The organism is Palleniella muris (assembly GCF_004792655.1).
In the GTDB taxonomy this organism is placed as follows: Bacteria; Bacteroidota; Bacteroidia; order Bacteroidales; family Bacteroidaceae; genus Prevotella; species Prevotella muris_A.
Map to the genome: position 1 here is coordinate 42,279 of NZ_SRZC01000019.1, position 13,187 is coordinate 55,465.

Consider the following 13,187-nt stretch of genomic DNA (forward strand, 5'->3'; position numbering starts at 1 on the left):
ATTTACATGCAACAGAAGCAAGCAACATTGGAACTTGGTACGAAGCCTGTCGGCAAACTGCTCATGCAGTATGCCGTGCCTGCCATTGTGGCTATGGTGGCAAGCTCTCTGTACAACATGGTTGACTCCATATTCATCGGTCGTGGTGTTGGTCCGATGGCTATTGCGGGACTTGCCATAACATTCCCTTTCATGAACCTCTCCGGCGCTTTCGGCGCGGCGATAGGCATTGGCTCATCGACACTCATCAGTGTGTTCCTTGGTCAGAAGAATTATGACGGGGCAAAGAATATCCTCGGAAACAATGTCACGCTGAACTGCATCACCGGCATAACTTTCGCCATTGTCTGTCTTGCGTTCCTTTCCCCGATACTGAGGTTCTTCGGAGCATCGGACCAGACACTGCCTTATGCCCGTGAGTACATGGAGGTGCTGCTGGTTGGCAACATCGTCACACATCTTTATTTCGGCATGAATGCCGTGCTGCGTGCCGCATCAAAGCCGAAGATGGCGATGTATGCCACGATTTTCACCGTGGTTCTTAACACAATCCTTGACCCGCTGTTCATCTACACTTTCGGAATGGGCATCCGCGGAGCGGCACTGGCAACTATCCTTGCGCAGTTCTGTGCACTCTGCTGGCAGTTCAAGTTGCTCTCCAACAAGGACGAACTGCTGCATCTCCACCGTGGAATCTACCGTCTGAAAGGCGAACTTGTAAGGCGCATCATTGGAATCGGTGTTTCTCCGTTCCTTATGAATGCTTGTGCGTGCCTTGTAATCATATTCATCAACAACGCCCTTGTGGCGTATGGCGGTGACATGGCTGTCGGTGCTTATGGCATCGGCAACAGAATCTCGTTCATGTTCGTGATGATTTGCATCGGCATAAACCAAGGAATGCAGCCTATCGTCGGCTACAATTTCGGTGCGAAACAGTATGGGCGCATGTTGAAGACTCTCAACTATGCCATAGCAAGTGCTACTGTCGTGATGGTTGTCGGCTGGAGCATCTGCGAGTTCTTCCCTCAGACTATTATACGCCTGTTCACCACCGACCACGACCTCATAGAAGCGGCGGCACGCGGACTGCGCATAAACATGCTCCTGTTCCCGATTATCGGCTACCAGATTGTTGTGACAAACTTCTTCCTGTCTATAGGTAAGGCGAAAATAAGCACCTTCTTGTCATTGTCACGGCAAATGCTGTTCCTCATACCATTGATCATCATTCTGCCGAAATTCTATGGCATTGACGGTGTATGGGCAGCACTCCCTTCAAGTGATGCGCTGGCAGCCCTTGTCGCCTTGGCGATGATGATTGTCTACATGCGGCGCTTCAAACGCATGGAGGCTGACCCGATGAACACTCCTGTCGCAGAGCTTCCGGAGAGCGAGCGCATAGAGAAGGAACTTTCGAAACATGTCAACCGCAATGCAGCAGAAGCTCCGAAGCAGGTTGCGCCGTGGTCTACGAACACACCGCGTTATTCGTCTATGGACAGTTGATGTTAAATAAAACTTAGACTAAACACTCCAAGATAATCTTAATATATATCCCCTAAAAACCAAGTACAATGAAATCTATCGTAATCACCGGCGGCGCCGGCTTCATCGGCTCCCATGTTGTCCGCCTCTTTGTCAACAAGTATCCGGATTACAAGATCATCAACCTTGACAAACTCACTTACGCCGGCAACCTCGCCAACCTCAAGGACATAGAGGACAAGCCAAACTACAAGTTCGTGAGGATGGACATCTGCGACTTTGACGCGTTCTACAAACTCATGCAGGACGAGCAGGTTGACGGCATCATCCACCTTGCCGCCGAGAGCCATGTCGACCGTTCGATAAAGGATCCGTTCACTTTCGCACGCACAAACGTCATGGGAACACTCTCGCTTCTCCAGGCTGCAAAGCTCTATTGGGAGTCCCTGCCGGAGAAATATGAGGGCAAGCGCTTCTACCATATCTCCACCGATGAGGTCTACGGAACACTTGAGATGACCAATCCGGAAGGCATCGAACCGCCGTTCACCACCACCGCGTCATCATCCGAGCACCACCTCGCCTACGGAAAGGATTTCTTCTACGAGACAACAAAATATAACCCGCACTCCCCATACTCGGCTTCCAAGGCAAGTTCCGACCACTTTGTCCGCGCATTCCATGACACTTACGGCATGCCTACGATAGTGACGAACTGCTCAAACAATTATGGTCCTTACCAGTTCCCTGAGAAGCTCATCCCTCTCTTCATCAACAACATCCGCCACCGCAAGCCGCTCCCTGTCTACGGCAAGGGCGAGAACGTGCGCGATTGGCTGTATGTTGAGGACCATGCACGTGCCATTGATGTGATTTTCCACAACGGGAAGGTTGCCGAGACATATAACATCGGAGGATTCAACGAATGGAAAAACATTGACATCATCAAGACTGTCATCAAGACTGTTGACCGCCTGCTCGGCAGACCGGAGGGAGCCGACCTCGACCTCATCACCTATGTCACCGACCGCCTCGGCCATGACGCACGCTATGCCATAGACTCCACAAAGCTCCAGAAGGAACTTGGCTGGGAGCCTTCACTGCAGTTCGAGGAAGGAATAGAGAAGACTGTGAAGTGGTATCTCGAGAATGAGGCTTGGATGGATAACATCACAAGTGGCGAATACGAGAAATATTACGAGTCAATGTACTCTAACCGCTAACCGTAACAAGGAGAAGAAGCGTGATTGTTTGCATCGCAGAGAAACCGTCCGTCGCCCGTGACATCGCCAAAGTAATAGGGGCAACACAGGCGAAGGACGGCTACATAGAAGGCAACGGCTACCAGGTGACATGGACTTTCGGTCATCTGTGCGAACTGAAAGAGCCGAACGACTACACCGACCGTTGGAAGGCGTGGTCTCTTTCGGCATTGCCGATGCTGCCGGCACGCTTCGGAATAAAGCTGATTCCTCAGCAGCATATTGAGAAACAGTTTGCTGTTGTGGAAAAGCTGATGAAGGCTGCCGACGGAATAATAAACTGTGGTGATGCCGGGCAGGAAGGAGAACTGATACAACGGTGGGTGATGCAGAAAGCCGGGGCTACATGTCCGGTGAAGCGTCTGTGGATTAGTTCACTGACGGAGGACGCTATTCGTGAGGGTTTCCAAAACCTTAAAGACCAGAGTGAATACCAATCGCTGTACTTTGCCGGGCTTTCACGTGCCATCGGCGACTGGCTCTTAGGCATGAACGCTACACGCTTGTACACCCTGAAATACGGGCAGAACCGACAGGTTCTCTCCATCGGACGCGTGCAGACACCAACCCTCGCCCTCATCGTCAACAGACAACGGGAGATAGAGAACTTTGTCCCTGAGCCTTATTGGGTGCTGTCCACCATTTTCCGTGGCACAACTTTCACCGCCACCAAAGGCAAATACCTTAAGAAAGAAGAGGGTGAGGCAGCCTTTTCCATAATAGAAGGCAGACCGTTCACAGTCACCAAGGTGGAGAAAAAGAAAGGAAAGGAGCAGTGTCCGCAGCTCTTTGACCTCACATCCCTGCAGGTGGAGTGCAACAAGAAATTCTCTTACTCGGCTGACATGACACTGCGAACGATACAGTCGCTCTATGAAGGAAAATTTACGACTTATCCGCGTGTCGACACACAGTATCTTTCCGATGACATCTACGCCAAATGCCCGCAGACGCTCAACGGTCTTTTTCAGACGAAATTTGCCGGACAGGCACCGTATGCCGACCTTGTGCGCCCGTTGGGAGGCAAGAAACTCTCGAAATCAAAGCGCGTGTTCGATTCCTCAAAGGTCACCGACCACCATGCAATCATCCCTACCGGAGTGCCTCCTCATGGGTTGAGTGATGCGGAAAGGAATGTCTTTGACCTTATTGCGCGACGATTCATCGCGGTCTTTTATCCGGACTGCATCATCAGTACAACCACCGTCAACGGTGAAGTACAGGGCGAGAAGGAGAAAGTTGAGTTTAAGGTAAGTGGCAAGGAAATCCTTGACCCGGGTTGGCGCGTTGTCTTCGCAAAGAACAACAAGACTGAAAATGACAGTGCAAACGCATCCGCTGACAACGGGAAAAAAGAGGAAGAGGAGCGCACACTGCCTAATTTTGAGAAAGGAGAAAGCGGACCTCACACGCCGACACTGACAGAAAAGCAGACAACTCCTCCAAAATACTATACAGAGGCTACACTCCTCCGTGCCATGGAGACGGCAGGAAAGTTTGTGGAGGATGAGACTCTGCGCGCCGCTCTGAAAGAGAATGGCATCGGACGACCATCGTCACGTGCCGGAATCATTGAGACTCTCTTCAAAAGGCACTACATACGGCGTGAGCGCAAAAACCTGCTTGCCACTCCGACGGGCATGGACCTCATAGACATAATACGCGAGGAACTGCTGAAATCATGTGAGCTGACCGGCATTTGGGAGAAGAAGCTGCGTGATATAGAGCATCATAAATATGACGCACAGCAGTTTATCTCGGAACTGAAACAACAGGTTTCCGAGATAGTCCTGCAGGTTCTGCGCGACAACAGCAACCGACGCATAACCGTAACAACAGAGGAAGAGTTGAAAAAGAAGAAGAAAAAGAAATAAAGGAACTATTCCTTGGCATCTTTCTCTGCATCATTGGAGTCACCGTCTTCAGCATAAAGGTCTTCACCTTCATGCAACTCTTTCCTGAAACTCTCCCAATCTTGGAAACCGACAAACAAGGCAAGTCGGTCAAGAGCATCCTTTGAAGGACGCTCATGGATGCGTTTCACAAGTTTGCTCTCCACCTCTGTAAGCAGGCACTTTATATCTTTCTTCATGACATTAATGATATTTATAGGCTGCAAAGATACTCTTTTTTTACGACATACAATATTTTACATATAAAAAAATGAAAGAATTACAGTTAAAGTACGGATGCAATCCGAACCAGAAACCTTCACGCATCTTCATGCAGGAGGGAGAGTTGCCTATCGAAGTGCTTAACGGCCGTCCGGGCTACATCAACTTCCTTGATGCCCTGAACTCATGGCAGCTTGTCAAAGAGTTGAAAGAGGCGACAGGACTGCCGGCTGCCGCAAGTTTCAAGCATGTCAGCCCTGCCGGCGCTGCTGTAGGACTTCCACTCTCCGACACACTCAAAAAGGTGTATTTCGTTGACGACATCAAAGTGCCTCTCACACCTATTGCCAGCGCATACGCTGCAGCACGAGGTGCCGACCGTATGTCAAGCTACGGTGATTTCATAGCGCTCTCTGACACTTGCGACGAGGCTACCGCACTGATTATCAAGCGCGAGGTATCTGACGGTGTCATCGCTCCTGACTATACTCCAGAAGCTCTTGCCATTCTTAAGGAGAAGCGCAAAGGGACTTACAATGTCATCAAGATAGACCCGGCATACAAGCCTGAGCCAATCGAGACAAAGCAGTGCTTCGGAATCACTTTCGAGCAGGGACGCAATGAGATAAACCTCGCTGATGACGCCCTCTTCGAGAACATCCCTACACAGACGAAGAACTTCACAGAGACTGCAAAACGTGACCTCATCATTGCTCTTATCACACTGAAATACACTCAGTCAAACTCTGTATGCTACGTGAAGGACGGACAGGCTATCGGCATCGGTGCCGGTCAGCAGTCACGTATCCACTGCACACGCCTCGCCGGAAACAAGGCAGACATTTGGTGGCTGCGCCAATGTCCGAAAGTCATGACCCTCCCATGGAAGGAAGGAATACGCCGTGCCGACCGCGACAATACCATCGATGTTTACATCTCGGACGACTACGAGGATGTACTCGCAGAGGGAACATGGCAGATGTTCTTCTCTGAAAAGCCGGAACCTCTGACACGTGAGGAGAAGAAGGCATGGATTGCAGAGAACAAAGGCGTGGCTCTTGGCTCAGATGCATTTTTCCCATTCGGAGACAACATCGAGCGTGCCCATAAGTCAGGCGTGGAATACATCGCACAAGCCGGTGGTTCTGTGCGTGACGATAATGTCATCGACACTTGCGACAAGTACGGCATAACGATGGCATTCACAGGCGTGCGCCTCTTCCACCATTAATTGATTATAGGTTGGGGGGTATTCTTAACAGCCCTTCAACCTACAACCCACAAACATCTATGGATGATTTTGACTTGATACTACAAAACGGCATCAGTTTCGGTCGTGGCGGTCAGCGCAATAATGCGGATGACGGCAAAGTGAAGACAAAGGCGAAGAAAAAAAAGTACATCACCGGTGCCCATGGGTCAGGCTCTGCCATGCAGAAAGCCAAATACAGACAGCAGCGTGCCAACCGCAAGCACAAGTGATAGGGATGCAAAACACAACGCTTACACACCATGTATACGAAAACGCGAAGGAAACTCCTGAATATCAACAGGTATTTCCTTCGCTTTTTTTATTGCTTTCGCGTCAAAGGTCTTTATGCCTCTCCGCCGTTGCCGTTGGAGAATGGAGCGATGGTACGCTGCACAGGCATTCCCGGCATCTGAATCTTGCCAAACTGAGCTTCGTAGCGCTTGATGTTCTCCTGCAAAGCGCCGAGGAGACGGACAGCATGTTCCGGAGCCATGATGACACGTGTGGCAACACTTGCCTTTGGCATCGCCGGCAGCATCGTCGCGAAATCAAGGATGAATTCCGAACTTGAATGAGTGATTACAGCGAAGTTTGAATAATTGCCGAGAGCAACGTCCGGCTGTATTTCCAACTGCATCTGTTGTTGCTGGTTATTGTTCTTTTCCATGGTATAATATTTAATAAACACTTATATGAATAACTCTTTTAACTTCTCTATGGACAATTTTGTAGCTTGGGCAATCGGTTCATTAGAGAGCCCCATCTGATGAAGAGCCTTTGCTGTTTCAAGCCGTCCTTGCTCAATACCCTCCTTCAGTCCCTCAGCACGTCCTTCCATTTTTGCAGTGTCAAGTATGTCGTTCTGCACCATTATGTTTTCAACATGCTTGTCATAGGCAGACTTTTCCTGCCTGCTCATGCTCAGATACTGTAGTTTCGTGCGAGCCTCACTAAGACCGGGAGCAGTGGTATCGTCCTTTATATTACCATTTTTCAGATAATCCATCCATTCCTCAAGTGGAGTTTTCGCAACATCGTTGAATTCATTCACGCGGATAATGAAATACTCGGGGAAAATTTCTTCGGGAGTCTTTATCTTTATCACATCCTCCTCCTTTGTCGTTATCTTCAGCTCATCATGCTTATGCACACCAACAAAGGACACCTTGCCGTGATAAAGATAGTCCGCACCATGACCAAGGTCAAAATACAAGATATTGATAGAGTACACTTTCCGCACCTTGTCGTATTTCTCCCCAAGGGAAATATGTTCGGTTATGGCCTTCGCTGAACCATACAGTATGCGTTCAAGGAAATACAATTCACGCGACTGTTGTATCTCTACTATAATAATCTCGTTCTTGCTGTTCAGAGCCTTGATGTCCACACGATTAAACTTATCATCTCGTGCATCCTGGTTGCTCTCGCTTTCAAGCAGCTCAATAATTTTCACCTCCTCATTCAGAAGAACTGTTACAAGTCCTTCTAACACGCCGAAATTAGCATTATCTCTAAGCATGCGCTTTGCAGCCCAGTCAAAACGGATGTATTTGTTGCAATCGTTCATAGATACATATTCTTTTTGCAAAGATAATCAATAAATCTGAAATCACCAAACATGTAACAAGATTTATACGCTCACAATGAACTTGTTCAAACTCAAGAAATTTACAGCTATAATGAATTTGACAATAATTGTATAATATAACATGGAGAAACTAAAGATGCAGAACCACGATGTCATTGGCTCAAATATAGACAAGATAGCCGGGCTGTTTCCGAACTGCGTAACGGAGCGGTTGGGCAAGGATGGTAAGCCTGAATTGACTATTGATTTTGAGAAACTGCAAGCGGAGCTGTCGAACGATATTCTTGCCGAGGGTGAGGAGCGCTATCAGTTCACTTGGCCTGATAAGCGTGCAGCAAACCGTTTGGCTAATACGCCTACCACTATGGACCTTGCGTCCTTGCCGTGAAGAGAGTGTGGATTTTGACAATACACAGAATCTTTACATTGAAGGTGACAATCTTGATGTACTCAAAGTGTTGCGTGAGACTTATCTCGGCAAGGTGAAGATGATTTATATAGACCCGCCTTATAATACGGGTAATGACTTTGTATATAATGATAATTTTGCACAAGGTAAATCAGACTTTGAGCAAAACAGCGGTCTGTTTGATGAAGATGGCAACCAAACTATAGATCCGATGCAACGCAATGCAGAAAGTAACGGTCGCTTTCATACGGACTGGCTGAATATGATTTATCCACGGTTGAAAGTGGCTCGCGACCTGCTTTCTCCAGATGGTTCTATATATATTTCTATGGATGACCATGAGATTATGAATCTTAAAAAAATATGTGCTGAAATATTTGGGGAACAGAACTTTATTGCTTGTATTGTATGGCAGAAGAAGTATGCAGCCACAAATGATTCAAAAGGATATTCAACAACACATGATTATATTTTAATTTATGCAAAAAATATAGAACATTTCGAACGAAACCTTTTACCTAGAACTGATGAACAAAACGCACCGTATAAATATGATGATGGTGATGGGAAAGGATTCTGGAGAAGTGACAATATTCTTGTAAAATCATTCTCTCCATCTGGTGTATACCCCATTATAAATCCTAATACAGGATTTGAATACCTACCACCAGAGGGCAGTTGTTGGAGAGCAAGTCAAGACACGATGAAGCGATGGCTTGCCGAAAATCGTATATACTTCGGTAAAGATGGTAAAGGTGCACCACAATTGAAACGCTATTTAAATGAAGTTCAACAAGGAAGAGTTCCTTTGACATGGTGGCCTTTTGAAGAAGTAGGACACAATGATGCAGCAAACAAAGAAGTTTGTGCCCTATTTGGTAGAAAAACTCCTTTTGATACTCCCAAACCAACATCCCTTATAAGTCAGATGCTGAGAATTTCGTCTCACACAGACTCGATTATCCTATATTTCTTTAGTGGTTCTGCCACCACCGCCCACGCCATACTGCAGCTTAATGCGGAAGACGGAGGCTACCGCAAATTCATTATGGTGCAGCTGCCAGAATTAACAGATGAGAAGAGCGAAGCCTATAAAGCAGGCTACAAAAATATCTGTGAAATTGGCAAAGAACGCATCCGCCGTGCTGGAAAGAAAATAAAGGAAGAGAATGCCGGCAAAGAAGGTATCGAAAAACTCGATACCGGTTTCCGTGTGCTGAAGCTTGACAGCAGCAACATGGAGGATGTCTACTACACTCCGCAAGAGTTCAGCATACAAGATATGTTTGCAGATAACATCAAATCCGATCGCACCAGCGAAGACCTACTTTTCCAAGTGATGCTCAACCTTGGCATTGAACTCTCGGCAAACATTGAGACACGGCAGATAGCAGGCAAGCATGTGCATTTTGTAGACGACAACTATCTGATAGCCTGCTTCGACACAGATGTGAACGAAAGCACCATTACTGAAATTGCCAGGTTGAAGCCTGTCTATTTTGTGATGCGCGACGCCTCGGCAGCCAATGATAATGTGATAGACAACTTTGAACAAATATTCCGCCATTATTCACCCGGCACAACGTGCAGAATACTATAAGCCATGAAGCAAAATAAAATGACAGTTATAACACATCCATTTCCTAACTTTTAAGATTTTGCAGATACGTCTGCAAAATCTCAGATAACACATCCAGAAGTGCCCTTAGGATACCTTCAGGTGTAAAAAAACGGTAATAATATGGATAAAATAGATACATTATACGCCAAATGGCAAAGCCTTCAACCATTGACTGAGCGGAAACGATATCACATTTCGCAGTTCAAGCAGTCCGCTGATACTAAAGGCAATCAACGGAAATCCAAACATTACCATCGAACAGATAGCGGATGCCGCCGGCATTATTCCCCGTGCAGTAAAAAAGCAACTGCAGCAAATGACAAAAAAGGTTATATACAGAGACGCGACAAGGACGGAAGCTGGCATGTGTTTGCCACGCAATCAATATAATGAAACAATGAAATTCAAGTTTAAGATACAACAATATCAGACTGATGCTGTAGAAAACACCGTGGCAGTCTTTACCGGGCAGCCCTCGCACACGATGACAGAGTTCCGCATAGACCGTGGAGTGCAGGCACAACCGGCGTTTGAGTTTGACGATGAAACGGGATACAGGAACCACCACGTGGAACTGGATGCAAAAACATTGTTGCAGAACATCAACAGCATCCAGAACCTCTACGACATCACTCCCTCCACCTCCCTCTCAAAAGGCATCGGAGCAGTGAACCTCGACATTGAGATGGAGACAGGAACGGGCAAGACATATGTCTATATCAAGACCATGTTCGAGCTGAACAAGCAATCTGTCTGGAGCAAGTTCATCATTGTTGTGCCGAGCATCGCCATTCGCGAAGGTGTGGCAAAAAGTTTCTCGATGCTTGAAGAGCATTTTATGGAACACTATGGCAAGAAGGCGCGTTGGTTCATCTACAACAGCGGCAACCTGCAACAGCTTGACAGTTTCTCATCGGATTCCGGGTTGAGCGTGATGATTATCAACACACAGGCTTTTGCCGCTTCCATGAAAGAGGGCGGCAGAAGCAAGGAGAGCCGCATCATTTACTCCAAACGTGATGAGTTTGGCAGCCGTCGCCCGATAGATGTGATTGCAACCAACCGTCCCATCATTATCATGGACGAACCTCAGAAAATGGAGGGCGATGCCACACAAGCCGGTATCAAGCGCTTCAATCCGTTGTTTGTGCTGAACTATTCCGCCACACACAAGACAAAGCATAATACGATTTATGCACTTGATGCCTTGGATGCTTATCGGCAGAAACTGGTAAAGCGCATCCATGTGAAAGGCTTTGAGGTGAAGAATCTTCGTGGAACAAGCGGATATCTCTATCTCGACAATATTGTGCTGTCGCCCAAGCGTCCACCTGAAGCTCGCATCGAACTGGAGACAAGGAACGTCTCCGGCAACATTATCAGGAAGATAAAGGCATTTGCCGTGGGCGACAACCTGTGCGAAGAGTCCGGACTGGCAGAGTATGACAATTTTGTTGTATCGGAAATCAACGTAAACGGATATGTGACATTCCTCAACGGTGTAACAATCCGTCGTGGTGAAGTGATTGGCGATTCCAATGAGCTTAACATGCAGCGGGTGCAAATCCGTGAAACCATCATGTCGCACTTCGAAAAGGAACGCCAGCTTTTCAAACGTGGCGTCAAATGCCTGTCGCTTTTCTTCATTGACGAAGTGGCAAAGTATAAGAGCTATGACGAAAACGGCGAGGAAGTGAAAGGTGTGTTCCAGAAGATATTCGAAGAGGAATACGCACGGTTGGTTAACGACGAGCTCCACATCTGGGATGAAGACTATAACGATTATCTCCGGCGTTCCACGCCGCAGGAGGTGCATCGCGGTTATTTCTCCATTTACAAGAAGACCAACAGGGCTATTGACGGCAAAGTGGAGAAGAAATCTGGACTGTCCAACGACATTTCTGCATACGACCTTATTCTGAAGAACAAGGAACGCTTACTGAGTTTTGAGGAGCCTACACGCTTCATCTTCTCACACTCGGCATTGCGCGAGGGGTGGGACAATCCTAATGTTTTCCAGATCTGTACACTCCGGCACAGCAACTCCACTACCGCCAAGCGGCAGGAGGTGGGACGAGGACTTCGTATCTGCGTGGACAAGAACGGAGTGCGCATGGACAGAGAATTGCTTGGTGAAGATGTGCATGAAGTGAACAAACTGACCGTTATTGCCAATGAAAGCTATGCTGATTTCACTACAGCACTGCAACGTGAGACACTGGAAGTGCTTCGCGAACGTACCGCCAAGGCGACGATTGCCTATTTCGAGGGGCGGCAAATCAAGATTGGAGAAGAGATACACACCATCAGTGAGACGGAAGCAAGCCGCATCATCATTTATCTGGAAGACAATGGATATATCGATGAGGACAAGCATATCACACCCGATTACCGTGAGGCGATTGCCAATGCTTGTGTAGCTCCGTTGCCACCAAAACAGCAACCGATATCCGAGGGTGTGACACGTTTGATAAATTCAATCTTTGACCCGAAAGCGTTGGAAGATATGGTAGTGGAAGAGAAGCCAACCACACCGGACAACAAGCTCAACGATAATTTCAACAAAGCAGAGTTCCAAGCCTTGTGGAATGAAATCAACCACCAATATGTCTACACAGTAAACTATGACAGCAACGAGCTGATAGACAAAGCTATCTTGCATATCAATGCGGAGCTGGAGGTAAAGCAGCTTCGTTATGTAATGGTAGAAGGCACACAGGATGAGGATAAAGTGACAGATTTCGGCAATACCCATTCACAGTCCAAGCGACTTACGGATGTCTGCACGTCCACTGTCCGCTATGACCTTGTGGGTGATATAGCCAAGGGGGCTAACCTCACCCGCCGCACGGTTGTAAAGATACTAAAGGGTATCAAGGAAAACAAACTCTATCTTTTCAAGAACAACCCTGAAGAGTTTATCCGCAAGGTGGCGAGCATCATCAAAGAGCAGAAATCCACAATGATTGTTGAAGCTATCCGATACAACATGACAGAAGGGAAGTACGACAGCAACATATTCACTGTAAAGAGCAAAACTGATTTTGACCGTGCCTACGAAGCCAAGAAGCACATCACCGATTATGTGTTCAGCGACAGCAAAGGTGAACGCCAATTTGCACATGACCTTGATGAGGCTAATGAGGTGGTGGTGTATGCCAAGCTGCCTCGCACTTTCCAAATTCCTACTCCGGTAGGCAACTATGCTCCCGATTGGGCAATCGCAATGAAGAAAGACGGTGTCAAGCACATCTTCTTTATCGCCGAAACCAAAGGCTCCATGTCATCTATGGACTTGAATGCCATCGAAAAGGCAAAAATATGTTGTGCGGAGAAATTATTCAACTCCATTTCAACAGCAAATGTGAAATACCATAAGGTAGCAAGTTATCACAACCTGATAGATGAAATAAATAAGGTAAGCTGAGAATAATATATAGCGTTCACTTTCAA

General features: G+C 47.3%; 12 protein-coding genes. 9 read left to right on the forward strand and 3 right to left on the reverse strand.

Features of this window, described 5'->3' with window-relative positions; all coding sequences use genetic code 11:
- Positions 1–6 precede the first annotated feature (6 nt).
- The 3 genes from E5358_RS11105 to E5358_RS11115 all read left to right on the forward strand — a co-directional run bounded on the left by E5358_RS11105 (position 7) and on the right by E5358_RS11115 (position 4,624).
- On the forward strand, positions 7–1,509 hold the full coding sequence (locus E5358_RS11105) for an MATE family efflux transporter (protein WP_135940254.1): 1,503 nt from the start codon (positions 7–9) through the stop codon (positions 1,507–1,509).
- A gap of 68 nt (positions 1,510–1,577) precedes the next feature.
- Entirely contained in the window at positions 1,578–2,711 is a 1,134-nt protein-coding gene (locus E5358_RS11110; protein WP_135940255.1) for a dTDP-glucose 4,6-dehydratase, read from the forward strand.
- Between the two features lie 20 nt (positions 2,712–2,731).
- Complete coding sequence (locus E5358_RS11115; protein WP_135940256.1) at positions 2,732–4,624, forward strand: DNA topoisomerase 3; 1,893 nt, start codon at positions 2,732–2,734, stop codon at positions 4,622–4,624.
- A 5-nt stretch (positions 4,625–4,629) separates the two neighbouring features.
- On the opposite strand, the gene E5358_RS11120 is transcribed toward E5358_RS11115, so the two are convergent.
- Positions 4,630–4,842, reverse strand: coding sequence for a hypothetical protein (locus tag E5358_RS11120; RefSeq protein ID WP_135940257.1), 213 nt, complete (start codon positions 4,840–4,842; stop codon positions 4,630–4,632).
- Positions 4,843–4,889: 47 nt separating this feature from the next.
- On the opposite strand from E5358_RS11120, the gene E5358_RS11125 reads away from it, so the two are divergent.
- Complete coding sequence (locus E5358_RS11125; RefSeq protein WP_338400496.1) at positions 4,890–6,095, forward strand: phosphoribosylaminoimidazolecarboxamide formyltransferase; 1,206 nt, start codon at positions 4,890–4,892, stop codon at positions 6,093–6,095.
- A 59-nt stretch (positions 6,096–6,154) separates the two neighbouring features.
- On the forward strand, positions 6,155–6,346 hold the full coding sequence (locus tag E5358_RS11130; protein ID WP_135940259.1) for a hypothetical protein: 192 nt from the start codon (positions 6,155–6,157) through the stop codon (positions 6,344–6,346).
- Positions 6,347–6,459: 113 nt separating this feature from the next.
- Here the strand turns inward: E5358_RS11130 and E5358_RS11135 are convergent, their stop codons facing one another.
- Positions 6,460–6,783, reverse strand: coding sequence for a DUF3467 domain-containing protein (locus E5358_RS11135; RefSeq protein ID WP_135940260.1), 324 nt, complete (start codon positions 6,781–6,783; stop codon positions 6,460–6,462).
- A gap of 21 nt (positions 6,784–6,804) precedes the next feature.
- Positions 6,805–7,683, reverse strand: coding sequence for an Rpn family recombination-promoting nuclease/putative transposase (locus tag E5358_RS11140; protein ID WP_135940261.1), 879 nt, complete (start codon positions 7,681–7,683; stop codon positions 6,805–6,807).
- A 142-nt stretch (positions 7,684–7,825) separates the two neighbouring features.
- Between E5358_RS11140 and E5358_RS15395 the strand changes: the two genes are divergently transcribed.
- The 4 genes from E5358_RS15395 to E5358_RS11155 all read left to right on the forward strand — a co-directional run bounded on the left by E5358_RS15395 (position 7,826) and on the right by E5358_RS11155 (position 13,161).
- Positions 7,826–8,092 (forward strand): hypothetical protein, encoded by a 267-nt coding sequence (locus tag E5358_RS15395; RefSeq protein WP_277821270.1) that lies wholly within the window; start codon positions 7,826–7,828, stop codon positions 8,090–8,092.
- A 7-nt stretch (positions 8,093–8,099) separates the two neighbouring features.
- The gene (locus tag E5358_RS11145) at positions 8,100–9,713 is read left to right on the forward strand and encodes a site-specific DNA-methyltransferase (protein WP_277821271.1); all 1,614 of its coding nucleotides are present in this window, start codon (positions 8,100–8,102) and stop codon (positions 9,711–9,713) included.
- Positions 9,714–9,854: 141 nt separating this feature from the next.
- Positions 9,855–10,124, forward strand: coding sequence for a hypothetical protein (locus tag E5358_RS15400; protein WP_277821272.1), 270 nt, complete (start codon positions 9,855–9,857; stop codon positions 10,122–10,124).
- Positions 10,125–10,131: 7 nt separating this feature from the next.
- Complete coding sequence (locus tag E5358_RS11155) at positions 10,132–13,161, forward strand: type III restriction-modification system endonuclease (RefSeq protein WP_135940262.1); 3,030 nt, start codon at positions 10,132–10,134, stop codon at positions 13,159–13,161.
- Positions 13,162–13,187 lie beyond the last annotated feature (26 nt).